We start from the raw sequence: 25658 nt of genomic DNA, 5'->3' as shown, positions 1-25658 counted from the left end.
GCCGGCTACCGCTTCTCGATCCCCGGAATGCCGGAGATCTGCTCGGCGAGAAAGTCGACCAGCAGCCGCACCCGGGCAATGCCCGCACGCTCCGGAACGATCAGCATGCTCAGCGGGACGGGAGGCGGAAAATAGCCCGGCAGGACCACTTCCAGCCGGTCGGCCGCCAGAAGATCGTCGACAAGCCAGTGGTGGGCGGGTGCGATGCCGCGTCCGGCGACAAGGGCTTCGCGCGCAGCAAGCCCATGGTCGACCAGAAATCTGCCGCCAAAGGGCACCGCAAAGGTCTCGCCGCCCGGCCCCTGTAAGGTGAGCGTGTCGCTTCCCGCGATGTTCGACATCCGGATGCCTTCATGGCCAGGCAGATCCTGCGGGACAGCGGGTCTGCTCCGCGCCGCCAGATAGGCCGGCGCCGCCACCAGCAGACGCCGGCACTGGCCGAGCGCCCGCAGTTTCATTGAGCTGTCGGTGAGCGGGCCGAGGCGAAGCGCGATGTCGACGCCCTCCCGCACAAGGTTGATGCGCTCGTCGGTAAGGCTGAGATCGATGCCGATGTAGGGATAGCGGTCCTGAAAGGCGAAGATCAGCCGGCTGACATGCAAGACCCCGAGCGCCGCCGTGCAGGATATCCGGATCGTGCCGGCCGACGCGCCGCGCGTGCCCCGCGCCTCATCGCCGGCCTGCTCAACGAGGCGCAGGACCTGGACGCTGTCGGTATAGTAACGGCTGCCTTCATCAGTCATCGTCACACGCCGGGTGGTCCTGCTGAGCAAGGGCACTCCGACGGCCTCCTCGAGTTCTCGCAAATGCCGTGTGACCGTCGACTGCCCAACTCCGAGCTCGCGCGCCACCGCCGAGAGGCTGCCGCGCTCGGCGACGCGAACGAAGGTGCGCATGCGCTCGAGAGTGACGTCCGATCTATCCATTATTCGGCATTATCTTATACATTTCCTACATATAGCGGATCATTCCGCGGCTGGCTACCTTTGGTGTCTATCGTCCTTCTTCGGAGTAGACCCATGAAAGTCCTGCTTGTTTTTGCTCATCCTGAACCGCGTTCGCTCAACGGCGCGCTGCGCGACGTCGCCATCAGGGAACTCGAGGCCCAAGGCCACGAGGTGCGGGTGTCGGACCTCTATGCCGACGGCTGGAAAGCCGAGGTGGACCGTGCCGACTTTCCGTCGTGGCCGCCCGAAGCACGCTTCCTGCCGGCCGGCGCCTCCAAAAAGGCTTTTGCGACCAACACTCTGACCGATGACGTCAAAGCCGAGATCGACAAGCTGCTATGGGCCGACACCCTGATCCTCCAGTTCCCGCTGTGGTGGTACGCCATGCCGGCGATCCTCAAGGGCTGGGTCGATCGCGTGTACGCCTACGGCTTCGCCTATGGCGTTGGCGAGCACAGCGACAAGCGGTGGGGTGACCGCTTTGGTGAGGGAACGCTCGCCGGCAAGCGCGCAATGCTGATCGTGACCGCAGGCGGCTGGGAAGAGCATTACTCCGCCCGCGGCGTCAACGGCCCGATCGACGACCTGCTGTTCCCGATCAATCACGGGATTCTATACTATCCGGGCTACGACGTGCTTCCGCCGTTCGTGGTTTACAGGGTGGACCGTTTCGGGGAGGCGGATTTCGAGCCTGTCGCGGAGCGACTGCGCGAAAGGATGCGAACGCTCGAGACAATCCGGCCCATTCGTTATCGGCAGCAGAATGGCGGCGATTACTTGATCCCAAGCATGCAATTGCGCCCCGGCTTGGAGAACCCGGGTGCGACCGCCTTTGCGCTTCACGAGGATCGCGCCGGCGCCGCCGCCCACTCCGATCAGGACAGCCGGGCGATGATGGTGCGCAGCGCCTCGCCGAAGCGCCGGACTTCCTCGATCGTATTGTAATGCACCAGCGAGGCGCGCACGGCGCCGCTGTCCATGCCGAGGTTGAGCCGCTTCATCAGACGCGGCGCATACATGTGGCCGTCGCGAATGCCGATCTGCATCTCGGCCATTTCCTCGACGATCCTCTGCGGCGATAGCGTGCCGACATTGAAGCAGAAGGTCGGCACGCGCTCGCTGAGGCGTGCCTCTTCGGCCACGCCGTAGATCGTCGCGCCGCAATCCTTGAGCACCGCCAGCATTTCGCGCGCCAGCACCTGTTCGTAGTCGCGGATTGCATTCATGCCGGCGACGATGTTGTCGCGGCGCGACCGGTTATTCTCGGACAAGAAATTGCGGCCGATCGATTCGAGGTAGCGCACCGCGGCATCCATGCCGGAGACGTTCTCGTAGATGAACGTGCCGGCTTCGATTTTGTGGGGCGGCTCGTCGGGGATGAAATCCTCGCGGAAGGTCGGCAAGCGCTTCAGTGTTTCGAAGCGGCCCCACAGGAAGCCCATATGCGGCGAGAAATTCTTGTAGCCGGAGCAGACCAGATAATCGCAATCCCAGGCCTGCACATCAATCAGCCCGTGCGGCCCGTAATGCACGCAGTCGAGGAACACTTCGGCGCCTGCCGCATGCGCAATCGCAGCCACGGAAGCAACGTCGACAATCGAGCCGATCGAATGCGCCGTGACCGTGCAGGCGACGAGCCGGGTGCGCTCTGAGACCAGCGGGCGCAAATCGTCGACATGCAGATTGCCGTCGTCGCGCATCCGCCACCATTTGAACTTGGCGCCGGCGGGCGCCAGCGCCAGCCACGTCGCGATATTGGCGTCGTGATCCATGTCGGTGATGACGATCTCGTCACGCTCCCCGTTTGGGCGCTCGGAAAGCATCTGGCCGATGCCGAGGCTGACCAGGCGGATGAACGAAGTGGCGTTCATGCCGAAACAGATCTCCGCCGGGTTGGTGGCGTTGATCAGCAAGGCCACGCTTTCGCGAGCGCCGGCGACGGCTTGGTCGACGGTGACGCTGCGGCCATAGCGGCCGCCGCGCTGCACATTATGCGCGACCAAATGGTTGGTGACCGCATCGAGCACGCTTTGCGGGATCTGCGCGCCGGCTGCATTGTCCATGAAGACGAAGTCCCCGGCTTGCTGCAAGGCGGGAAACATGGCGCGGATCGTCTCGACTGGGAAAGCTGCGGCATCGCCGGTTTTCGAAATCTGATGCTGGTTCAAGGTCGTCTCCTGCGAAGTGCGCTGACAGATTAGCGGGTCTTTTCGGTTTGAAAGCGGCGTTCAAGGAGGCTGACGAAACGGACCATCGGCCAGAGAAAGATGAGATAGACCAGCGCCGCGCCGATCAGCGGTGAAGGATTGGCATAGAGCGATTGCGCGTTGGTCGCTTCTTTCAGCAGTTCGGGCAGCGCCACGGTGGAAGCGAGCGAAGTATCCTTGAACATCGAAACGCAATTGCTGGTCATTGGCGGAATGACGACGCGGATCGCCTGCGGCAGCACTACCTTGCGCAAGGTCAGCAAGAACGGCAGGCCGAGCGCCTGCGCCGCCTCGAACTGGCCGCGCGGAATGCTCTCTATACCGGAGCGGAACACCTCGGCCGAATAGGCCGCCATGATGATGGCGAAGGCCATCACCGCGGACGTCCACGATGACAGGCGAATGCCGAGGAACGGCAGCGCATAGTAGATCAGGATCAGCACGACCAGCACCGGCATCGCCCGGAAAATGTCAATGTAGCCGACAGCCAGCAGCCGAAGCGGCTTTGGCGCATAGAGCCGCACCAGGCTGATCGCGAGGCCGACGGGAATACCGATGCCGATGCTCATGATTCCGAGCAGCAGGGTGTTCAGGAAGCCGCGCAACAGCGCCGGCAGGCTGGAGACCATGACGTCGGCGTTGAAGAAGGTGTCCAGCAGCGACATCGCAGCATTTCCGAAACGTTTGGCGTCCCGCGACGCTCGAGCCCGAGCCCGAAATCCGAAATCGTGCCGGCATCGAAAGCCGGCACGACATTTAAGCGTGAACTGCCGCTCAGGCCTTCGGCAAAGGAGTTTCCTTGACGGTCGAGGAATCGGCAGGTGCGTCGCTGCCGAACCACTTCTTGTGGATCGCGGCCAGCGTGCCGTCCTTCTTCATCGCGGTCAGCGCGTCGTTCAGCTTGCCGAGCAGCGGGTGGTCCTTGGTCATCATCAGACCGTACTGCTCGCCGGTCTTGATGCGCTCTTTTACGGCGAGATCCTTCATCCTGGTGAAAGAATATTCCAGGCCCGGAATATCGCTGACCGCCGCATCGACGCGGCCGGAGCTGAGATCGAGCAGCAAGTTCTGCTGCGTGTCGTAGCCCTTGACGTCACTGAACCCGTCCGCTTCCTGGTGGGCCTTGACCCAGGCTTCGCCGGTCGAGCCGGACAGCACGCCGACGATCTTGCCCTTGAGGTCGGCCTCGGCCTTGATCGGGCTGTCGGCCTTCGCGGCGATGCCCATGTCGGAATCATAGTAGGGCTGCGTGAACGACTGAGACTTCAGCCGCTCCGGCGTGATGGTGATCGACGAGATGGCGACGTCGATGCGCTTCGAGGTGGTGGCGGCGAACAGCGCCTGGAAACCGAGATCGGCGATATCAGTGGTCATGCCGATACGCTTTGCCGCCTCATTGATGATGTCGACTTCGAAACCCTCGAACGTGCCGCTCTCGTTCTTGTATTCAAAAGGCGGATTGGTCGGATAGGCGCCGACATTCAGCGTGCCTTCGGCGTAGGCCGGGCCGCCGGCGATGCCGATGGCAGCAGCAAGAAGCAGCAGGTTGCGACGGGTGAAGTTCATTTTCGTTCCCTCTGGTTGTGATCGGACGGGTTTGGCCCCGCACGGTTTTGATGCGTCAAGTGACGGGACTGCCGGAAAGCCCTCCCGGCACGGCAGTCGCAAGACATCGAATGCTATCCAAAGTACCGCGCTTTTCAAGGCGAAAGTTTTAAGCTTAAAAAATTGCCGCGTGTTGCCGTCACTCCGGAATAACCGCTGTGGCCTGGATCTCAACCTTGGCGCGATCCTCGACCAGCGCCATCACCTGCATGGCGGCCATCGCCGGAAAATGCCGGCCGATCACCTCGCGATAGACCTCGCCGATCCCCTTGAGATTGGCCAAATATTCCGCCTTGTCGGTAAAGTACCAGGTCATCGAGGTGATATGTTGCGGCTTGGCGTCGGCCTCGGCGAGCACAGCAACAATATTGGCCAGCGTCTGCCGCACCTGGCCGACAAGATCATCGGTCTCGAAGCGGCCCTGTCCGTTCCAGCCGACCTGCCCGCCGACGAAGACAAGCTGCCCACGCGCGGCGACGCCATTGGCGTAGCCGACGGGTTTCGCCCAGCCTTCCGGCTGCAGGATGGTGTGCATGTCAAAACCTCCCAATGCTCAAATCCGGTCGCTCAAAACTCGAAGACAATAATTTCACGCAAACTCCCGTCTCAGGCCGCTCCCATCACTTGCCGTGCAATCACCACCTTCTGCACGTCGGACGCTCCCTCGTAGATGCGCAGCGCCCGGATCTCGCGATACAGGCTCTCGACGATATGGCCCTTGCGGACGCCGTCGCCGCCATGCAGCTGCACAGCCTTGTCGATCACCTCCTGCGCTTTGTCGGTAGCGAACAGCTTGGCCATGGCGGCTTCGCGGGTAACCCGAGCGGCACCCATGTCCTTGGTCCAGGCGGCACGATAGACCAGCAACGCGGCGGCATCGACATCCAGCGCCATGTCGGCGATGTGGCCCTGCACCATCTGCAGCTCGGCCATCGGCGCACCGAACAGCCTGCGCTCGGCCACTCTTGTGATGCTTTCGTCCAGCGCGCGCCGGGCAAAGCCGAGCGCCGCTGCGCCGACGGTCGAACGGAACACGTCGAGCACGGACATGGCGATGCGAAAACCGTCCCCGGGTCTGCCGATCAGCGCCGAGGCTGGAATGCGTGCATTGTCGAAGGACAGCCGGGCGAGCGGGTGCGGCGCAATCACCTCCAGCCGCTCGGCAACGATCAGCCTCTCGGTTTCGGAAGGCACGACAAAGGCGGAAAGCCCCTTGGCACCGGGCGCCTCGCCGGTACGGGCAAAGACAACATAAAAGTCAGCGATACCGCCGTTGGAGATCCAGGTCTTTTCGCCGGATAGGAGATAGCTGTCGCCGTCACGCGCGGCGGTCATTTCCATATTGGCAACGTCCGAGCCCGAGCGCGGCTCCGACAGCGCGAAAGCCGAAATCGCCTTGCCGGCCCGTGTCTTCGCCAGCCAGTGCTGCTGGTCGGGCGAGCCGAACAGGCTGAGCGCGCCAGTGCCGAGCCCTTGCATGGCGAAGGCGAAATCTGCCAGCCCATCATGCCGGGCCAGCGTCTCGCGCGTGAGGCAGAGCGTGCGCACGTCCAGTGCTGCAGGGTTGTCGGTATCGAGCGCCGTCGGCTTCAGCCAGCCGTCCTTACCGAGCTTGGCCACCAGCTCGCGGCAGGCGGCGTCGACATCGTCATGCGCGACCGGCAGGTTCTTGGCGCACCATGCCTCCAGCCGCTCCGCCAGATCGCGGTGGCGATCCTCGAAGAACGGCCAGGAGAGGAAGGAACGGTCAGTCATTGCTGCCTCCACAATTCTCCGGCCCTGGCGCTCCACGGCGCCCCCCTCTGTCCTACTGGACATCTCCCCCTCTATGGGGGAGATTGGCGGCTTCGCTGCCACGGCTCTCCCTGCGATGTTGGAGATTGACGAAAGCGGGCGTGATATCCAATCTCCCCCCTTGAGGGGGAGATGCGCGGCAGGCCAGAGGGGGGTGCTGTCCCGCCAGCGTGGAAGCGATCATCTCAATTTCCCTCGAACACCGGCTTCTCCTTAGCCATGAAAGCCGTGTACGCCCGCTCGAAATCGCGGGTCTGCATGCAGATCGCCTGCGCCTGCGCTTCCGCTTCGATCGCCTGGTCGAGACCCATCGACCATTCCTGGTTCAGCTGCGTCTTGGTCATGCCATGGGCGAAGGTCGGGCCGGAAACGATGCGCGCGGCCATGTCGAGCGCGTCGGCCTCAAGCGTTGCGGTATCGACCAGCCGGTTGTAGAAGCCCCAGCGCTCGCCTTCCTCGGCACTCATCGTGCGGCCGGTATAGAGCAGCTCGGCGGCGCGGCCCTGGCCAATGATGCGCGGCAGGATCGCGCAGGCCCCCATGTCGCAGCCGGCAAGGCCGACGCGGGTGAACAGGAATGCTGTCTTGGCCTGGGGCGTGGCGATGCGGATATCGGAGGCCATGGCGATAATCGCGCCGGCGCCGACCGCCACGCCATCGACCGCCGCAATAATCGGCTTGCGGCAATTCAGCATCGCCTTGACGAAATCGCCCGTCATGCGGGTGAAGGCGAGCAGCGCCTTCATGTCCATCTTGACCAGTGGGCCGATGATTTCGTGGACATCGCCGCCCGAGCAGAAATTGCCGCCATTGGGCAGGACCACCACAGCATCGACATCATCGGCGTAGACAAGGTCGCGAAATATGTCGCGCAATTCGGCATAACTGTCGAAAGTCAGCGGGTTCTTGCGCTCCGGTCGATCGAGCCGGATCTTTGCGATCTTGCCTTCGACCTGCCAGTGGAAATGCTTCGGCTTGCGGCCGGCCAGCTTCGTCATTCCCGTCCCTCCCAATTGCTGCGGAAGGAGGTCAGCATGCCGGTCAGCCGGCGCGCCTCATCCTCGCTCACATTGCCCAGCAACTCGCCGACCCATTTCTCATGCGCGGCGGCGATCACGGCGAAAATCTTCGATCCCTCTTCCGTCAGCCGCACCATCGAGGTGCGGCGGTCGCCATTGCGTCGGGCCCGCATCACCAACCCTTCCGAGACCAGCCGGTCGATGATGCCGGTGACATTGCCGTTGGACACCAGCAGGAAGCGCGAAAGATCGCTCATCAGCATGCCCTCCGGCGCGCGGTAGAGCGCGGCCATCACGTCGAAGCGCGGCAGCGTTGTGTTGAACTCTTGCCGCAGTCGTTCGCGCAGCTCGGCCTCGATGGTGCGCGAGGCGCGCAGCAGGCGTATCCACAGCCGCAGGCGGTCCTTGCCGGGTCCGGACGGGGCGGGCAGGGGACCGGCTACCATGTCTCACCTCCGGAGATCGAAATCGTCTGTCCGGTAATCGACCGGGCGGCGTCGCCACACAGATAAAGTACCGCGGCCGCAATTTCTTCCGGCTGGATGAAGCGGCCTTGCGGGTTGGTCGCGGCTAGGCTCGTCCGTGCCTGCTCGGACGAGCGGCCGGTCGTTTGGACGATGCGTTGGACGGTGCTCTCCAGCATCTCGGTTTCGACAAACCCTGGGCACACGGCATTCACTGTTATGCCGGACTTGGCGGTCTCGACGGCGAGTGCCCGCATCAGGCCGACGACGCCATGCTTGGCGGCAACGTACGCTGCGACATAGGGATAGCCTTTCAGTCCGGCGGTGGAAGCGACGAAGATGATACGGCCAGTCTTGCGCACTGCCATGCCGGCCAACGCCGGCTTCACCGTCAGGAACGCACCGGTCAAGTTGACGTCGAGCGTGCGCTGCCAGTCTGCCAGCGAGGTCCGCTGCGCCGGGGCACTGCCGGACATGCCGGCATTGGCAACGACGATGTCGAACGCTCCGCGTGCCGCTTCCGCGGCCTCGTAGAGCGACGCCATCGACGTCTCGTCGGTGACGTCGGCGGCAATGGCGAAGATGGACTTGTTCTCCGCGGCAACCTCGGCAAGCGGCTCCACGCGCCGGCCGCAGATGGTCACGTCAATGCCCGCGCCGGCCAGCGCCAGCGCGATCGCGCGGCCGACGCCGGAGCCGCCGCCGGTGACCAGCGCATGACGCCGCGAAATCGTCGCCGCGGCACTCATATTTTCAAGCCCGCTGCCGCTTCGCGTTCGGCCAGCCGGTAGAGCTGGTCGCGGCCGGGCAGATAGGGATCCGGCCATTTGACGCCGCGATCGCCAAGCGTGACGGCCGCGTGCAGCGTCCAATACGGATCGGCAAGATGCGGCCTAGCCAGTGCGACGAGATCGGCGCGGCCCGCCATCAGGATCGAGTTGACGTGGTCCGGCTCATAGATATTGCCGACCGCCATCGTCGCCATGCCGACCTCGTTGCGGATGCGATCGGAAAACGGCGTCTGGAACATGCGGCCATAGACCGGTCTTGCCACGGCCGACGTCTGGCCGGCCGATACGTCGCAGATGTCTACGCCGGCCTCATGCAGCAGCCGCGCGATCTCTACGGCATCGGCCGGCGTCACGCCTTCGATGCCCAGCCAGTCATTGGCGGAGATGCGCATCGAGATCGGCTTCTCGGCCGGCCACGCGGCGCGCACCGCATGAAAGATTTCCAAGGGGTAGCGCATGCGGTTTTCCAGCGAGCCGCCATAGGAGTCGGTGCGCCGGTTGGTCAAGGGCGTGATGAAGGAGGACAGGAGATAGCCGTGCGCGGCGTGGATTTCGAGCATGTCGAAGCCGCAGCGCGCCGCCATCTCGGCCGAAGCGACAAACTGGTCGCGCACCATATCCATGTCGGCGCGGTCCATCGCCTTCGGCACCTGGTTTTCCCGCGACCACGGCACGGAAGACGCTGCCATGACGGGCCAATTGCCTGAGGGCAGCGGCACGTCGGTTCCCTGCCAGCCGAGCCTGGTCGACCCCTTGGCACCGGAATGGCCGATCTGGGCGCAGATCTTGGCCTCGGTTTCGGCATGGACGAACTCGACCAGCCGCTTCCAGGCGACCTCATGCTCGGGCGCATAGAAACCAGGGCAGCCAGGTGTGATGCGGCCCTCCGCGCTGACGCACGTCATCTCGATGTAGAGGAGACCGGCGCCGCCCTTGGCCCGTTCGGCGTAATGGGCGAAATGCCAATCGGTCGGACAGCCGTCGACCGCCTTGTACTGCGCCATCGGCGAGACGACGACGCGGTTCTGCAGCGCCATGTCGCGCAGCCGGAACGGCGCGAACATCGGCGCGCGACGCAGATTGTTGCCCCCGGCGCCGGCCTGGCGCTGGAACCACTCCTCGGCGCCGGCCAGCCATTCGGCATCGCGCAGCCGCAAATTTTCGTGACTGATGCGTTGCGAACGCGTCAGCAGCGAATAGTTGAACTGCACCGGATCGAGGCCGAGATAGCGCTCGACCTCCTCGAACCATTCGAGCGAATTGCGCGCCGCCGACTGCAGCTTCAGCACTTCGGTGCGGCGGGCGTCCTCATATTTGCTAAAGGCGGCCTCGAGGTCTGGCTCGGACTCGACATAGTCGGCCAGCGCCACCGCGCTTTCCAGCGCCAGCTTGGTGCCGGAACCGATCGAGAAATGCGCGCTCGCCGCCGCGTCGCCCATCAGCGCCAGGTTCTTGTAGGACCAGCGTTCGCACAAGACGCGCGGGAAATTGATCCACGCCGAGCCGCGGATATGATTGGCGTTGGTCATCAGCGCGTGGCCGCCGAGATGACGGGCAAAGATGCGCTCGCAGACGGCAATCGATTCCTGCTGCGACATCGCGCCGAAGCCGAAGCGCTGCCAGGTCTGCTCGCTGCATTCGACGATGAAGGTCGCGGTATCGCTGTCGAACTGGTAGGCATGCGCCCACACCCAGCCATGCTCGGTCTTTTCGAAGATGAAGGTGAAGGCGTCGTCGAATTTCTGGTGGGTGCCGAGCCAGACGAACTTGCATCTACGAATGTCGATATCGGGCTTGAACACGTCGACGAAGGCGCCCCGCGCTTTCGAGTTCAACCCGTCGGCGGCGACAACCAGCTCGTGCGTCTCCATATATGGCTTGGGATCGGCGATGTCGGTTTCGAAGACCAGCTTGACGCCGAGTTCGCGCGCCCGCCGCTGCAGCAACGTGAGCAGCCGCTTGCGGCCAATGCCGCAAAAGCCGTGACCGGTCGAGACCGTGCGCACGCCGTCATGGATGACGGCGATATCGTCCCAATAGGCGAAATGCTTGCGGATCCAGACGGCGCTGACCGGGTCGTTTTTGGTCAGGTTCTCCAGCGTTTCGGCCGACAGCACGACGCCCCAGCCAAACGTATCGTCGGCACGGTTGCGCTCGAACACCGTCACGTCATGCGCGGCATCCCTGAGCTTCAGCGAGATTGCAAAGTAGAGCCCGGCTGGTCCGCCGCCGAGAACCGCAACTTTCATCGTGCGATCTCCTCTTCGCTTCTGTCCGTCGAGTTTACGCCTGAGGCGAATTAATTCAAGCTTGAAGTTTCAGGATTGAAACAATCCGCCTCAGAAACCCAGCTTGCCGGCAGTCGGCTTGCGCAGGCCAGGGACGCCCCGGGCTATTTTTCCGGGTTCTTCGGGCTCCACAGCACCGTCTCCGCATCTTTTTCATAGGCCATGCCATTGGGATAGCTGATCGCTTCCAACTGCAAGCCCCAGGGCGCCTGGAAGTAGAGGATGGTCTGGCCGGCGGCCGGGCCTTCGGTAACCGGCAGCGGCCCCATCCGCGTCTTGACGCCCTTGCCGTCAAGATAGGCTTTTGCGGCGGCGATGTCGTCGACATAGAAGGCGATATGGAAGCCGCCTATGTCGCTGTTGCGAGGCGTCAAGTCCTTCTGGTCCGGCGCGGTGTATTTGAACAGCTCGATGTTCGACCCGTGTCCGCAGCGGACCAGGGTGATCTCCTCAATCACCGCCTTGGGATCGACGCCCAGCAGATCCTGCATGAATGTGCCCTTGTCGTCGGCAAACGGGCCGAACGACATCGCCTTCTTGCAGCCAACCACCTCGGTGAAGAAATCGACCGCCTGCTCCATGTCGGGGACGGTGACGCCGGTGTGGTCGTGGCCACGCATGCCGGGAATGGAACTGGCGTAAGCCGTGCCGATGCCTCCCAGCACGGTGGCGGTGAGCACTGCGTAGCGGATTGCATTCTTCATGTCAGTCATCCTCCATCGCGGGGCATTTTGCCGGGTGCACGCCTGAGGCCCGCTCTTTAGCGTGCGAATAGGATTGTGTTTCATGCCGGCGCCTTTGCGGCGGGAAGTAGCCAGGCATCATCGATCTCGGGCAGCGGAATGGCGGCGAGCAGATCGCGCGTGTAAGCCTGCTGCGGCTTCTCGAACAAAGTATCCGTCGCACTGGCTTCGACGATCGCGCCTTCGCGCATGACGATCACTTGCCGGCAGAGCCGCCTGATCACCGACAGGTCATGGCTGATGAAGGCAACGGTCAGGCCCATCTCCGCTGCAAGCTTTTCCAGCAGCGTCAGGATCTGCGCCTGGGTCGACACGTCGAGGCCGGAGACGATCTCGTCGGCCAGCACGAATTTCGGCGACAGCGCCAGCGCTCGGGCAATGCCGACGCGCTGGCGCTGGCCGCCCGACAATTCATGACGATAGCGGCTGGCGAAGCCTTGCGGCAGGCCGACGCGCTGAAGCGCTTCAGCAACTCGGGCTTTCAGATTGTCGCCGAGGCCATTCTGTTTGAGCGGTGCGGCGATGATGCTGGCGATGGTGCGGCGTGGGTTGAGCGACGACATCGGGTCCTGGAAGATCATCTGCAGATTGCGGCGCAGCGGCCGGAGTTCGGCCTCAGGCAGATGTGTGATGTCGCGGCCATCGAAGATGACCTTGCCGGCGCTCGGCTCAAGAAGCCGCACTAAGGCGCGGCCAAGCGTCGATTTGCCGGAGCCGGATTCGCCGACGATGCCGGTCACCGATCCCTTTGGCAGGTCGAAATCCAGCCCTTTCAGGATCTCGGCCAAGGGCGCGCGGCCGATCAGCGGCTTGCGCGTCATGTCGGGCAGCGCGACCTTCAGCCCACGCACGGAAAACAGCGGCTCAGCCATGCGGGCGCCTCCAGGCCTGATCGGCGGCGGCGATCTCCGCGGCTAGCCCGGCCAGTACCGCCTCGTCCACGGGTTTCAGCGAAGCGAAGGGATCGGTGTAGCGCGGAGTCGCGGCCATCAGCGCTCGCGTGTAGGGGTGCTGCGGGGCAGCGAAGAGAGCGGCCGTTTCGGCCTCCTCCACCACCTTGCCGGCATAGAGCACCGAGACCTTCTGGCTGATCTTGGCGACGACGCCGAGATCATGGGTAACGAACAGGATCGCCGTGCCGTGCTCGCGCTGCAGCTGCGCGATCAGCCGCAGGATCTGCTTCTGCACCGTCACGTCGAGCGCCGTGGTCGGCTCGTCGGCGACGATCAGCCTTGGTTCGGCCGCAAACGCCGCGGCGATCAGCACGCGCTGGCGCATGCCGCCGGACAGCTCGTGCGGATAGCATTTGAGGACACGCTCGGGGTCGCGGATCTGCACCTCGTCCAGCAATCGGCGGATGCGTGCATCGGCCTTCTCGCCGCTCCAGCCGAGGATGCGCACCAGCCGGTCGGTCATCTGCGGGCCGATGCGGCGTGACGGGTTGAGCGCGGTAAGCGGATCCTGCGGGATCAGCGCCGTGCGCGCGCCGATCAGCGTGCGCCTTGCCTTTGGCTGAAGCTTGCCGAGGTCCTCGCCCTCGAACAGCATATCGCCTTCGACGATGCGCACGCTCGAAGGCAGGACGCCAAGCACCGCCTTGCCGATCATCGTCTTGCCGGCGCCGCTCTCGCCGACCAGCGCGTGCACCTCGCCGGGCTCGACGGCGAGCGACACCGAGCGCAGCACGCGCAAGCCATTAGGCAGCACCGCGCTAAGGCTGCGTATGTCGAGGCAGGGTTTCGCCTGCGCGTTCATCGCAGCACCGGATCGAAACGTGCCCTGAGGCCCTCGCCAAACTGGCTGAACGACAGCACCGTCAGGATCAGGGTGACCAGCGGGAACACCAGCACCCACCAGGCCTGATGGATCGACAGGCGACCCTCGGCGATGATGCCGCCCCAGGTCGGGTCGTCGGTCGAGATCGACAGATTGACGAAGGACAGGATCGCCTCGACGATGACGGCAATGCCCATCTCCAGCGACAGCAGCGCGACGATCGACGGCACCACATTGGGCAGCACTTCGCGCAGCATGATGCCGATGCGGCCGTAGCCTGCGATGCGGGCGTTCTCGACATAGTCCATGCGCGACTGGCCCATCGTCTCGGCGCGGATCACCCGGCAGAAGCGCGTCCAGTCGATGACGGCAATGGCAATGATAACCGAGCTCAAGCCGGTGCCGAGCACGGCGACCAGAAGGATGGCAAACAGCACCGGCGGAAACGCCATCCAGACATCGACGATACGTGAGATGATGCGGTCGGCCCAGCCGCCGAAATAGCCGGCGATCAGGCCGAGCGTCGAGCCGACCAGGCAGGCGGCAAAGGCTGCCGCGAAGGCGACGATGAAGGCGATACGGGCACCGAAGATCAGCCGTGACAGAAGATCGCGGCCGAGGCTGTCGGTGCCGAGCCAGTAGCCGGGCTCGGCGCCATCAATCCAGAAAGGCGGCAGCCGCTCCAGCATCAAATCCTGCGCCAGCGGGTCCTGCGGTGCGACCAACGGCGCAAAAATCGCGGCCAGCAGCGCAATCAGCAGCCAGCCGCCGGCCAGCCACAGGCGTGCCCGCGAGCCATGTCTCGAAATGCGGGCCTCATCCATGGCGCAGCCTCGGATTGAGCAGGGCGTACATCATGTCGACGGCAAGGTTGATCAGCACGAACAGCAGCGCGAAGACCAGCACGATGCCCTGGATCAGCGGCAGGTCGCGGTTGATGACGGCATCGATCGCCATGTTGCCGAGACCTTCATAGGAAAACAGTCGTTCGACGATGACCGTGCCGCCGATGAGGAAGGTGAACTGCACGCCGACCAGCGTCAGCGTCGGCAGGGCCGCGTTCTTCAGCGCCTCGCGCAGGATGACCTGCGTTTCCGAAAAGCCCTTTACCCGCGCCAGCACGACGTAGTCGAGGTCGAGCACTTCCTTCAGCGACTGTTTCAGCAGCTGCGAGATGATCGCGGCCAGCGGCAGCGCCAGCGCAATCGCCGGCATCAGCATGTGTGCCAGCAGGTCCCTGGTCAGGTCGAAGCGCAGCCGGACGATGCTTTCGAACAGATAGAATTGCGTGGCGAAGGGCAGGTCGAGCTGCGGCGACACCCGGCCAGAAATGTCGAAGATGGGCACCAGCACGCCAAACAGAAGGATCAGCACCAGGCCCCACAGGAAATCGGGAATCGAGAGTGCCGCACCGCTGGCAATGTCGATGCCGGCTTCGACCGCGGTGCCACGTTCGCGCGCGCCGAGGATCGCCGTCGTGCCGCCGATCGCCAGCGCCATCACAAGCGCGACGATCGCGAGTTCCAGCGTCGCCGGCAGGCGGTTGAAGACCAGGCCCAGAACATCCTGCCGGAGCGAAATCGAAGTGCCGAAATCGCCCCTGACGACACCTGCCAGCCAGATGAAAAATTGCTGGACGATGGTCTTGTCCAGCCCGTAAAGCGCGCGCAGACGCGCGATGTCGGCATCGGTTGCACCGGGCGGCAGCATCATCGCGATCGGATCGCCTGGCGCGACACGGATGACGACGAAGACGACGACGGCCACGCCGAACAGCGTGATCGCCATCGTCAGAAGACGGATCAGGAATCTTTGCAGCAGCATGGTCGCCCGTGGCGGAAAATGCGCGCCGTCATTCCGGACGGCGCGCGACAAGCCGAAGACTGTCTCAGGCCGGGCTCATCAGCGCCGGCAGAAGTGCGCCCGACACATGCTGCACGACATTGACGCCCTTGGCATGCACGATCGGCTGCGCATACTGGATCAGCGGCAGCACATAGGCCTGTTCGGCGATATATTTGTCGACGGCCTTCCAGCCGGCAATGCGCTTGGCCTCGTCCTTCTCGCCCCATAGCGGGTTGATCATGTCGATCAGGTCCTGGCTGTCCCACACCGAATGCGGGCTCGGGCCATACATGGCAAAGCCGGTCGACGTGGTGGGATCGCCGATGGCATTGCCCCAATTGTAGAAGGCCGCCGGCGCCAGCTTGTCGGCGGCGCGCAGCTCGTAGTGCTTGGCGATCTCATAGACCTCGATCGTTGCCTCGATGCCGACCTTGCGCCACATGCCGACGATCGCCTGGATCATCTCGTAGTCCTTGGGCTTGAAGCCCTTGGTCGTCTGTATCGTGAACTTGACCGGCTTTTCCGGCGAATAGCCGGAGGCGGCCAGCAGTTCCTTGGCCTTGTCCGGATTGTGCTCCACCTTGATCGACGCATCGTAGGCCGCGTATTCCGGCGTCTCCAGCGTATCGATGGGCTGGCCGTAACCGCGCAGCAGCCGGTCGACCAAAAGCTTTTTGTCGACCGCCATCACCGCCGCCTGGCGCACTTTCTTGTCCAGCATCACGTCGATGTCGTTGAAGAAGATCATGCCGATGTCGGAAACGTTCTTGCATGAGCCGGCAAGTCCATCCTTGGCGATCAGGCGGTCATATTCCTCATAGGGGATTTCCAGCGTCACCTGCGAGGAACCGGACTCGATCTCGGCGACGCGGCTCGCCGCATCGGTGACGAACTTGATGGTTACGTTCTCGAAGGCCGGCTTGCCGCCCCAGTAGTTCGGGTTGGCCTTGAGCCGCAGGAAGGCGTTGCGCTCGAATTTGTCGACCATGTAGGGCCCGGTGCCGATCGGGGCTTTCTCAAAACCCTCGGCGCCGACCTTTTCGTAATAGGCCTTCGGCATGATGTAGCCGGTCAGGAACGACATCCACTTGAAATACACCGGGTCGAATTGCACGACGTCGCCGGTGATCTTGTTGCCGTCGATCTTGAAGTTGTTGACGTTCTTCCAGACGAACTGGATCGGGTTGCCGGTTTTTTCATCGCCCGCCCGCTGCAGCGACCAGACCACGTCTTCGGCCGTGAATGGCGAGCCGTCATGCCAGGTGACGCCCTCGCGCACCGTCATCATGATCTTGCTGCGACCCTCGTTCCAGCCCCATTCGGTGAGCAGGCCGGGCGCGAAAGAAAGATCCGGCTTCTGCGGGATGAACTGGTCGAACACCGACTGGTACAGACCCTGGATGGTCGGGTTGACCGCTGAAGGCCCGGTGGTCGGGTCCCAGGACGGCAAATTGACATTGTAGGCGATGGTCAGTTCGCCGGCAGCCCTGGCGATTTGCGGCAGGCCGAGCGCCGTGGCGCCAAGTGCGGCCGCGCCATATCCGAGCAATTCTCGTCTGTTGATTGTCATGGTCGTTCCCCTGTTGCTTTTATGCGCGGTGTCGTTGTCAATCGGTGGGTTTAGGCTCCTTGGGCAACCGCGCCTTGTCCTCCTTCACCCTAGATGAAAAATGGAGCCTACCTCCCGCCAAGTTGTTGCGCGAGCATGAAGCCCGACGCCGCCCCGGTGCCGGCGCCGGGCCATGTTGCCGCCCCGGTCAGGTGCAGATTGCCGACCGGCGTGTTCCAGCCAGCGTAACCGCGCGCCGGCCGGAACAGGAAATTCTGCGCCAGATGATGGCTGCCGCAGATCTGGTCGCCGCCGACAAGGTTCGGGTTCTCGCGTTCGAGGTCGATGGGCGAGAACACGGCGCGGCCGAGGATCTTCCGACGAAGGCCGGGCGCATAGCGCTCGATAATGTCGAGGACGCGCTCGGCGTAGTGCTCCCTAGCCTCGTCCCAGTGAGCCACCGCGATCGTGCCCGCCGCATCGCCTGCAATCTCGGCTGGCAGCATGCGCACCTGCACCCAAAGTACGTGCTTGCCGTCCGGCGCGCGCGAGGGATCGACGGCCGTCGGCTGGCCGACGACCAGCACCGGTTCGTCCGGCAGCACCCCTGACATCGCCTGCTGATAGGTCCAGGACATGGCATCGAGCGACGGCGACAGATGCACATAGGCGAACTGCCGAAGCTCGGCACCGGCGCGCCAGTCCGGCAGGTCGTCGAGCGCCAGATGGATCATCAACGTCCCCGGCGCGTGGCGGAATTTTTTCACGGCCGTGTCGAAGCCGGTGTCGCCGGATCCGTTAGGCAACAGTTTCCCGGTCAGCGCCTTGGGCGCGACACCGGCGATGACGGCCTTGGTGGCGGTGTGGGTCTCGCCGGAAGTGAGCCGCACGCCGGTCGCTTTGCCGGCCGAAACCGTGATCTCGGCGACATCAGCCCCAGTGACGATCTTGCCGCCGGCGGCCGTGAGCATGCCCGACAAAGCGCGGATAATCGTGTCGGCGCCGCCTCTGCCGAGCACCATGCCGAAGCACTGGTTGGCCATGGATTCGAGGTAAGGGAACACCGCGCCGCCGGCGATGTCAGGCGCGAAATCGAGATGCATGCCCCAGGTGGCCAGCGTCGCCCTGACATGCGGTGACTCGAAAGTATCCTCGAGCCAGGCGCGGGGTGACGAAAGCAGCAACCGACCTGTATCGAGCGCGCCGGCAAAACCCTTCTTGCGCCAGAGGTTCCAGGCGGTGCCGGCGAGCGCACGGCCGCTCATCGGCGAGCCCAGCAGCCGGAACAGATGCTCGGCCTCCGCCGGGAATGCCGCAACCAGACGGCGCCATGTCTGTGCGTCGGCGTCGGAAAAAGCGGCCATGCGCGAGGCGGTCTTTTCCAGGTCGCTGCTGACGCCGAACCAGCGACCGTCGGGGAAGGCGCTGGCAAAACAGTCGGCCATCGGCACGAATTCCAGCCCGTGGGTTTTCAATTCATTTGCATATTTCTTGTGAAAGGCCGAGCCGGCGAACAGGCTGAGATTCATCGCGCCGAAATCGTGCCGGAAGCCCGGAAGCGTCAATTCGCGCGTCTGGACGGCGCCGCCGATCGTTGCATTACGCTCGAAAACTGCGGTTTTCCAGCCTTTGAGCGCCAGATGCGCGGCGCATGCCAGACTGTTGTGGCCTGCCCCGACAAATATGGCGTCGAACTCGCTCACGCCCCGTCCCATTTCCTTTATGCTTAAAGATAATTGCAGATGCATATGTTTTCGTCTAGTAGGATATTAAGGGCCGCGAGAGCCTTCAGCACCATCGAGAAAGAGGGAACAGAGACCATGGACACACAACAACTTTTAGGCGAAGTCGCCGGCCAGCTGCTTTCAGGCGCCATCCAGGTGGTCGACCTGACGGCGCCGCTCGGGCCCGACACGCCACTGATCAAGCTGCCGCCGGAACTGGCGGTCGACACGCCGAAGATCGAGATCCACGCCATCTCCGCCTATGACAAGAACGGCCCGTGGTGGGCGTGGAACTGGCTCAAGCTCGGGGAGCATTCGGGCACGCATTTCGACGCGCCCAACCACTGGATCACCGGCAAGGATTATCCGGACGGCGCCACCGACACCATTCCGGCGCAGAACTTCGTCGGACCTGTCAACGTCATCGACTGTTCCAAGCAAGCGGCAGCCGATCACGATTTCCTGCTCACCGTCGATCACATCAAGGCATGGGAAGCCGAACATGGCGCTATCAACCCCGGCGAGTGGGTGGTGATGCGCACCGACTGGTATAAGCGCAACGGCTCGGAAGCCGAGTTCCTCAACGCCAATGAGACCGGACCGCACACGCCTGGCCCGACCGCCGAAGCCATCCAGTATCTGATTACCAAGGACATCAAGGGCTGGGGCAGCGAGACGATCGGCACGGATGCTGGAAAAGCAGGGGGAATGGAGCCGCCGTTCCCGGCGCATAGCCTGATGCACAAGGCTAACCGCTACGGTCTCGCCAGCCTTTGCAACCTCGACCGGCTGCCGCCGAAAGGCGCGATCCTGATCGCGGCGCCGCTCAAGATCGAGCACGGCACCGGCAGCCCGATCCGCGCGTTGGCGTTGGTGCCAAGGCAATAGGGTAGCTGCGGTCTTCGGGAGAAGATCATGTGCGGAAGTGGCACTGTGGTGACGGAGTGGGAGCGGCAGCCTTGCAAAGCTGCGGCTCTACGGCGCCGTAGAGCGCCAATCTCTGCTAGGAGCACGCATCGATGAGCGCTCCCGATCACATCGTCGTCGGCAGCGGCATCAACGCGCTGGTCTGCTCGGCGATGCTTGGCGGCAAGGGGGCGAAGGTGCTGGTGCTCGAGCGCAACGACCGCATCGGCGGCTGCATGCGCACCGAAGAAATCACCGCGCCCGGCTTCATCCACGACGTGATGGCGACGACCTTTGTCCTGTTCATCACCTCGCCGGCCTATGCGGCGCTGGGCAAGGATCTGGCGCGGCACGGCCTGGAGTTTTGCAACAGCTCCACGCCGACCGGTGTGCTGCGCCCGGACGGCAGCCATGCCGTCCTGCGCACCGATCGTATCGCCAATGTAGCGGCGATCAATGCGCTTGCCGCGGGCGACGGCGACCGGCACGCAAACGATGTCGGCGAGCTCGAGCGCAACGCCGGTCTGCTGTTCGGACTGCTCGGTGGCAGCCTGTGGTCCTACCCGACGGCCAGGCTGCTGGCGGGTGAAGCCTGGCGGCGCGGCCCGCGTGGCCTTGCCGCCTTTCTCGGCAGCGCGCTGGTGCCGGCGCGCGGTTGGCTGGAAAGCACCTACCAGTCGGAAACCATGCGCGCGCTGTGGGCGCCCTGGGTGCTGCATGCCGGCCTCGGGCCTGAGGACGCGTTCTCCGGCCAGATCGCCAAGGTCATCGCCTTCGCGCTTGAGGCGGCCGGCGCGCCGATCGTCAAGGGCGGTGCCAGGAATCTGCTGGCCGCCTTCGAAGCCCTGATCAGGGAACGTGGCGGCGAAATCCGCACCGGCGCCGACGTCGCGGCTATTGTCCAAAGCGGAGGCCGCGCCGCCGGCGTGCGGCTGGCTTCGGGCGAAACGATCAACGTGAACAAGAGCGTCATCTGCTCGGTCACGCCGACCCAGCTCTACGAGCGGCTGCTCGGCGACGCGGCGCCGAAAGCCGACGTCGAGGCAGCGCAAAAATACCGCTACGGCAAGAGCAATTTCCAGATCCACTATGCCTTGGACAAGCCGCCGGCATGGCGCGGCGAGGGCCTGGACAAGGTCGCGCTGCTGCATCTGACGCCGGGGCTCGACGGCGTCTCGAAGGCCTGCAACGAAGCCGTGCGCGGCATGCTGCCGGAGGTGCCGACCATGTGCGTCGGCCAGCCGCACGCGCTCGACCCGTCGCGCTGCCCGGACGGCAAGGCGGTCCTGTGGCTGCAACTGCCCGAGGCGCCACGGCATATCAAGGGCGATGCCGCCGGCAAACTGCAGACACCGGCAGACGGTCGCTGGACCGAGGCGCTGCGCGAAGCCTATGCCGACCGTGCCGAAGCGATCCTCGCCAGCCATATCGATGGGTTCAAGGACAGCGTCATCGCACGCCGCGCCTGTTCGCCGGCCGACCTGGAAGCGATGAACATCAATCTGGTCGGCGGCGACCCCTATGGCGGTTCCTCGGCTATCGACCAGTCGTTTCTGTGGCGGCCGTTCAAGACGAGCCGCAATCACGCCACCGGGGTCAGGGGTCTGTACCACATCGGTGCCTCGACCCATCCGGGTGCTGGCTTGGGCGGCGGCTCCGGCTTTCTCCTGGCGGGGAGGCTGTGATGGAACAGAAGGTTGAAAAGCGCCAGCGCATCTCGACTTTGGGCCAGATCGGCCTGCAGCAATTCGCGCCCTATCTGATGAACCGCATCATGGGCCGCTACAACGCCACCTTGCGTGACAATTTCCGCAGGCAGGGCCTGACCATTCCGCAGGTGCGCACGCTGGCCGTGTTGTCGGTCACCGATGGCGTCACCGTCAACGATCTCTCGGTCTATACCGTCATCGAGCAGTCGACCTTGAGCCGGACGCTCGACACGCTGGAGGGGCAAGGGTTTGTGCGGCGCGAGCAGGGGGTCACCGACAGCCGTATCCGCCATGTGTTCCTGACCGACGATGGCCGCGCCGAGTTCGCGCGCGCCTGGCCGGCCATGCACGACGCTTTCGAGGCAATGTTCGACGATGTCGACGATGCCGAATACGCGGCGCTGATCGCGACATTGCAGAAGATGCTGAAGAACATTCGCAAGCACGACATCTGATCTTACGCGCCGCCATCGGGGCGGTAACGGAAGGAGCCCAAAATGGCCGAACGGTCTTTTGCCAAGGAAGTCGAAAAGCTCAGGCTCGGCGCCGGCGAGGAGTTTTCCGGCGAAGGCATTCTCGCCATCACCAAGGCGCTGCTGCAATGCGGCGTAGGCTATGTCGGCGGCTATCAGGGCGCGCCGATCAGCCATTTGATGGACGTGCTGGCCGACGCGCAGGATATCCTGGGCGAGCTCGGCGTGCATTTCGAGGCGAGCGCCTCGGAGGCGACCGCCACCGCTATGCTTGCGGCATCCGTGCATTATCCGATCCGCGGCGCGGCGACCTTCAAGTCGACGGTCGGCACCAATGTCGCCTCCGACGCGCTCGCCAATCTCGCTTCCGGCGGCGTCACCGGCGGTGCATTGATTATCGTCGGCGAGGATTACGGCGAAGGCTCCTCGATCATGCAGGAGCGCAGCCACGCCTTTGCCATGAAGAGCCAGGTCTGGCTGCTCGATCCGCGACCGAACCTGCCGTCGATCGTCAAGGCGGTGGAGGACGGCTTCGAGCTGTCCGAGGTTTCCAACACGCCGGTCATGCTGCAGGTCCGTATTCGCTGCTGCCATGTCCACGGCCATTTCATCGCCAAGGACAACAAGCGCCCGGCAATGACTGTGGCCGATGCGCTCGAGGCGCCGCGCCGCGACACCGGCCGCATCGTGCTGCCGCCCGCGTCCTTCCTGCACGAGAAGGAAAAGGTGCAGAAACGCTGGCCGGCGGCGGTGGATTTCATCCGCGCCAACAAGATCAACGAGTTTTTCGGCCCGGAGCATGGCTCGGTCGGCATCGTCATGCAGGGCGGCATGTACAATTCGGTCATCCGGGCGCTGCAGCGGCTCGGCCTCGCCGACACTTATGGCGACACCGACGTGCCGCTCTATGTGCTCAACGCCGTCTATCCCTTAGTCGACGACGAGTTCCTGTCCTTCTGCGAAGGCAAGGACGCCGTTCTCGTCGTCGAGGAAGGCCAGCCCAACTACATCGAACAGGCCTTTGCCGCGATGCTGCACAAGGCCGGCCGCGGCACCAGGCTCGTCGGCAAGGAACATCTGCCTATGGCCGGCGAATATACCGGCCAGGTGATGCTCGACGGCATCGGATCGTTCCTGCGTGCCACCATCCCGCATCTGCTGCCAAGCGAGGTCCGCGCGCCGAACAAGATCGGCGACGGGCTCGACACCGCCGACCTGATCAACGTCGTCCCGGGCCGGCCGCCCGGCTTCTGCGTCGGCTGCCCGGAGCGGCCGATCTTCGCCGCCACCAAGCTGGTCGAGCAGGAGCTGGGCAAGCACCACATCGCCTCCGACATTGGCTGCCATCTGTTCTCGATCATGCCGCCTTTCGAGCTAGGTGCCACTACCATGGGCTACGGGCTGGGGCCGGCCTCGGCTTCGGCGTTCAATTCGCCCGATGCCAAGCGCCGCTCGATCTCCTTCGTCGGCGACGGCGGCTTCTGGCACAACGGCCTGACCTCCTCGGTCGGCAATGCCGTGTTCAACAAGAATGACGGCGTCATCGTCATCGTCGACAATTTCTATTCGGCCGCGACCGGAGGGCAGGACATCCTGTCGTCCCGCGCCGGCAACAAGACCAAGTCGACCAAGCACCCGATCACCGAGGCGGTGAAGGGCATGGGCGTCAAATGGCTGCGCCACATCGACCGCACCTACGACGTAACCAGAATGCAAGACACGCTGCGCGAGGCGCTGACGACGGACGAGAAGGGCCCGAAAGTCATTGTCGCGTCGTCCGAATGCATGCTCAACCGGCAGCGCCGCGAAAAGCCGCTGGTCGACAAGGCGATCAAGGGCGGGACGCGCATAGTCAAGCCGAAATTCGGTGTCGACGAAGATATCTGCACCGGCGACCATGCCTGCATGCGGCTGTCCGGCTGTCCGTCGCTTTCGGTGAAGTCGCTCGACGATCCGTTGCGCGACGATCCGGTGGCGCATATCGACCAAAGCTGCGTCGGTTGCGGCAATTGCGGCGAGGTCGCCGATGCGGCGGTGCTCTGCCCGTCCTTCTACCGCGCCGATGTCGTCCACAATCCGAGCCGCTGGGACCGTTTCCTTGAAGCCGCGCGTCGCGCCATGATCGGTCTCTTGCAGCGGCGCCGTGAAAACCGGCGCCTGACATTCGCCGATGCTTGACGCCGTGCCCTCATCGCGCTCGAAAGCCGGCGCCCCCGAAGACGAGCGCGTCATCAAGCTTGCCGTGCTGGCGGTCGGCGGCCAGGGCGGCGGCGTGCTGGCCGACTGGATCACCGACGTCGCCGAGCGCAATTTCTATGTCGCGCAATCAACCTCCGTTGCCGGCGTTGCCCAGCGCACCGGCGCCACCATCTATTATGTCGAAATGTGCCGCGACACCGGCCGCCTGCCGGTCTTCGCGCTGTCGCCGTCGCAGGGCGACGTCGACATCCTGATTGCCGCCGAACTGATGGAGGCCGGCCGCGCCATCATCCGCGGCTTCGTCACGCCCGAGCGCACCACGCTGATCGCCTCGTCGCACCGCATCGCCGCGGTCTCGGAGAAGATCGAGCCCGGCGACGGCCGCGCCTCGTCCTCCAAGGTGCATGCCACGGCGGAAGCCGCGGCCAAGCGCTTCATTGCCTTCGACATGGAGAAGATCGCCGCCGACAATGGCTCGATGATCTCGGCCAGCCTGCTCGGCGCGCTGGCCGGCTCCGACGCCTTGCCGTTCAGTCGCGAAAGCTATGAGCAGGCGGTCAGTGCCGGCGGCCGTGGTGTCAAGGCCAGCCTAGCCGCCTTCGGCGCCGCCTACGATCGGGCGCGCGGCATCGCGAGTGCGCCTTCGGGCGACAAGACTGCAGGGCCGGCGGCCGCCGAAACCGGCTTAGCCGCGACGACAAAAGTCAGCGGTCCGGAAAGCCTGTTAAAAGGCTGGCAATCGCTGGCCGCCCGGGTCGATGCTTTGCCGGCTCCGGTCCGCGACATGGCGCTTCGCGGCCTGAAAAAAGTGGTTGACTATCAGGACGTTGCTTATGGCGGCGAGTATCTCGATAGGCTCGACAAGGCCGTCGCTCTGGACGATGTCGAACACGCCTACGCGCTGTCGATCGCCGCCGCCAAGCATCTGGCCAACGCCATGTGCTACGACGACATGATCCGCGTCGCCGACCTGAAGACGCGCTCTAGCCGCGACCGACGCGTACGCCGCGAGGTCGGCGTCAGGGACGGCTCGGTCCTGCAGGTGACCGAATATTTCCATCCGCGCATCGAGGAATTCTGCGGCACGCTGCCGGCCGGGCTCGGCAGCTACATCGAGGACCGGCCGAAGCTCGCCGCCTTTCTCGACCGCCGCATCAATCGCGGCCGCCGCATCCGCACCGACAGTTTCGCCGGCTTTGCCGCTTTGTGGTTCATCGCCGGCCTGCGCCGCTGGCGCCGCCGCCTGCTGCGCCACAAGGCCGAGACCGCGCATCTCGAGCGCTGGTATGCGCTGGCGCTGGGCCAAGTCGGCCAGGACTACGCGCTTGGTACGGAGATCCTCAACTGCCGCCGGCTGATCAAGGGTTACAGCGACACCCACGCCCGCGCCCAGTCGAAATTCGACCGGGTGCTGTCGGCGCTCGACCAGCTCAAGGGCCGCCCGGACGCCGCAGACTGGATCCGGCGCCTGCGCGAAGCGGCGCTGAAGGACGAAAAGGGCGACATGCTCGACGGCGCGCTGAAGACTGTGGCGTCGCTGGGCGACAATCCGGTGAAGTGAGCGGCCTTTTTCGAGGCTCGGGGCAGTGGTTGCTTCGCAGAACTACAGTCCGCTTCGC

23 protein-coding genes are annotated in these 25658 nt (G+C 64.2%); 6 read left to right on the top strand and 17 right to left on the bottom strand.

The annotated features are described in order from the left end of the window. Window positions 1–5: 5 nt before the first annotated feature. Window positions 6–926, bottom strand: coding sequence for a LysR family transcriptional regulator (locus tag NKH67_RS13180; protein WP_353031067.1), 921 nt, complete (start codon window positions 924–926; stop codon window positions 6–8). A gap of 93 nt (window positions 927–1019) precedes the next feature. On the opposite strand from NKH67_RS13180, the gene NKH67_RS13175 reads away from it, so the two are divergent. Further along, window positions 1020–1892 carry an NAD(P)H-dependent oxidoreductase gene (locus NKH67_RS13175; RefSeq protein WP_352540503.1) on the top strand — a complete coding sequence of 291 codons (873 nt, stop codon included), beginning with the start codon at window positions 1020–1022 and terminating at the stop codon, window positions 1890–1892. On the opposite strand, the gene NKH67_RS13170 is transcribed toward NKH67_RS13175, so the two are convergent. The 16 genes from NKH67_RS13170 to NKH67_RS13095 form a co-directional block, all read right to left on the bottom strand. Further along, window positions 1823–3115 (bottom strand): cysteine desulfurase-like protein, encoded by a 1293-nt coding sequence (locus NKH67_RS13170; protein WP_352540468.1) that lies wholly within the window; start codon window positions 3113–3115, stop codon window positions 1823–1825. The two genes, NKH67_RS13175 and NKH67_RS13170, sit on opposite strands and share 70 nt — an antisense overlap. Before the next feature lie 29 nt (window positions 3116–3144). Then, window positions 3145–3819, bottom strand: a complete 675-nt coding sequence (locus NKH67_RS13165; protein WP_352540469.1) for an amino acid ABC transporter permease — start codon at window positions 3817–3819, stop codon at window positions 3145–3147. 109 nt (window positions 3820–3928) lie between these two features. Continuing rightward, window positions 3929–4720 (bottom strand): ABC transporter substrate-binding protein, encoded by a 792-nt coding sequence (locus NKH67_RS13160; RefSeq protein ID WP_352540470.1) that lies wholly within the window; start codon window positions 4718–4720, stop codon window positions 3929–3931. 178 nt (window positions 4721–4898) lie between these two features. Further along, a complete protein-coding gene (locus tag NKH67_RS13155) occupies window positions 4899–5294 on the bottom strand; it encodes a RidA family protein (RefSeq protein WP_352540471.1) in 396 nt (131 codons plus the stop codon). A gap of 71 nt (window positions 5295–5365) precedes the next feature. Beyond that, complete coding sequence (locus NKH67_RS13150; protein ID WP_353031064.1) at window positions 5366–6514, bottom strand: acyl-CoA dehydrogenase family protein; 1149 nt, start codon at window positions 6512–6514, stop codon at window positions 5366–5368. 224 nt (window positions 6515–6738) lie between these two features. Continuing rightward, window positions 6739–7551, bottom strand: a complete 813-nt coding sequence (locus NKH67_RS13145) for an enoyl-CoA hydratase family protein (RefSeq protein ID WP_353031062.1) — start codon at window positions 7549–7551, stop codon at window positions 6739–6741. Further along, a complete protein-coding gene (locus tag NKH67_RS13140) occupies window positions 7548–8018 on the bottom strand; it encodes a MarR family winged helix-turn-helix transcriptional regulator (RefSeq protein WP_023676834.1) in 471 nt (156 codons plus the stop codon). Before NKH67_RS13140 ends, NKH67_RS13145 begins: the two co-directional genes overlap by 4 nt. Further along, window positions 8012–8785: an SDR family NAD(P)-dependent oxidoreductase gene (locus tag NKH67_RS13135; RefSeq protein ID WP_352813737.1), complete on the bottom strand. Its 774-nt coding sequence runs from the start codon at window positions 8783–8785 to the stop codon at window positions 8012–8014. Before NKH67_RS13135 ends, NKH67_RS13140 begins: the two co-directional genes overlap by 7 nt. After that, a complete protein-coding gene (locus NKH67_RS13130; protein ID WP_353031060.1) occupies window positions 8782–11076 on the bottom strand; it encodes a bifunctional salicylyl-CoA 5-hydroxylase/oxidoreductase in 2295 nt (764 codons plus the stop codon). The genes NKH67_RS13135 and NKH67_RS13130 overlap by 4 nt, the downstream gene beginning before the upstream one ends. A 143-nt stretch (window positions 11077–11219) precedes the next feature. After that, complete coding sequence (locus NKH67_RS13125) at window positions 11220–11819, bottom strand: VOC family protein (protein ID WP_023676837.1); 600 nt, start codon at window positions 11817–11819, stop codon at window positions 11220–11222. 80 nt (window positions 11820–11899) lie between these two features. Then, entirely contained in the window at window positions 11900–12730 is an 831-nt protein-coding gene (locus NKH67_RS13120; protein WP_353031058.1) for an ATP-binding cassette domain-containing protein, read from the bottom strand. After that, window positions 12723–13613, bottom strand: a complete 891-nt coding sequence (locus tag NKH67_RS13115; protein ID WP_353031056.1) for an ABC transporter ATP-binding protein — start codon at window positions 13611–13613, stop codon at window positions 12723–12725. The genes NKH67_RS13120 and NKH67_RS13115 overlap by 8 nt, the downstream gene beginning before the upstream one ends. Beyond that, entirely contained in the window at window positions 13610–14458 is an 849-nt protein-coding gene (locus tag NKH67_RS13110; RefSeq protein ID WP_352540476.1) for an ABC transporter permease, read from the bottom strand. The genes NKH67_RS13115 and NKH67_RS13110 overlap by 4 nt, the downstream gene beginning before the upstream one ends. Then, complete coding sequence (locus tag NKH67_RS13105; RefSeq protein WP_352540477.1) at window positions 14451–15458, bottom strand: ABC transporter permease; 1008 nt, start codon at window positions 15456–15458, stop codon at window positions 14451–14453. Before NKH67_RS13105 ends, NKH67_RS13110 begins: the two co-directional genes overlap by 8 nt. Before the next feature lie 64 nt (window positions 15459–15522). Next, window positions 15523–17049 carry an ABC transporter substrate-binding protein gene (locus NKH67_RS13100; protein WP_353031054.1) on the bottom strand — a complete coding sequence of 509 codons (1527 nt, stop codon included), beginning with the start codon at window positions 17047–17049 and terminating at the stop codon, window positions 15523–15525. Window positions 17050–17156: 107 nt separating this feature from the next. Continuing rightward, window positions 17157–18731 carry a phytoene desaturase family protein gene (locus NKH67_RS13095; RefSeq protein ID WP_353031052.1) on the bottom strand — a complete coding sequence of 525 codons (1575 nt, stop codon included), beginning with the start codon at window positions 18729–18731 and terminating at the stop codon, window positions 17157–17159. Between the two features lie 117 nt (window positions 18732–18848). Here NKH67_RS13095 and NKH67_RS13090 point away from each other — a divergent pair, with 117 nt between their 5' ends. The 5 genes from NKH67_RS13090 (at window position 18849) to NKH67_RS13070 (ending at window position 25600) form a co-directional block, all read left to right on the top strand. Next, complete coding sequence (locus NKH67_RS13090; protein WP_353031050.1) at window positions 18849–19640, top strand: cyclase family protein; 792 nt, start codon at window positions 18849–18851, stop codon at window positions 19638–19640. A gap of 131 nt (window positions 19641–19771) precedes the next feature. Next, complete coding sequence (locus NKH67_RS13085; protein ID WP_353031048.1) at window positions 19772–21343, top strand: phytoene desaturase family protein; 1572 nt, start codon at window positions 19772–19774, stop codon at window positions 21341–21343. Next, the gene (locus NKH67_RS13080; RefSeq protein WP_023676846.1) at window positions 21343–21822 is read left to right on the top strand and encodes a MarR family winged helix-turn-helix transcriptional regulator; all 480 of its coding nucleotides are present in this window, start codon (window positions 21343–21345) and stop codon (window positions 21820–21822) included. Before NKH67_RS13085 ends, NKH67_RS13080 begins: the two co-directional genes overlap by 1 nt. Window positions 21823–21864: 42 nt before the next feature. Beyond that, window positions 21865–24018 (top strand): thiamine pyrophosphate-dependent enzyme, encoded by a 2154-nt coding sequence (locus tag NKH67_RS13075; protein ID WP_352681303.1) that lies wholly within the window; start codon window positions 21865–21867, stop codon window positions 24016–24018. Then, window positions 24011–25600 (top strand): indolepyruvate oxidoreductase subunit beta family protein, encoded by a 1590-nt coding sequence (locus NKH67_RS13070; RefSeq protein WP_353031046.1) that lies wholly within the window; start codon window positions 24011–24013, stop codon window positions 25598–25600. Before NKH67_RS13075 ends, NKH67_RS13070 begins: the two co-directional genes overlap by 8 nt. The last annotated feature ends 58 nt before the right edge of the window (window positions 25601–25658 follow it).

The organism is Mesorhizobium sp. M0968, from assembly GCF_040319065.1.
In the GTDB taxonomy this organism is placed as follows: Bacteria; Pseudomonadota; Alphaproteobacteria; order Rhizobiales; family Rhizobiaceae; genus Mesorhizobium.
This window is presented reverse-complemented; position numbering and strand designations above follow the sequence as displayed.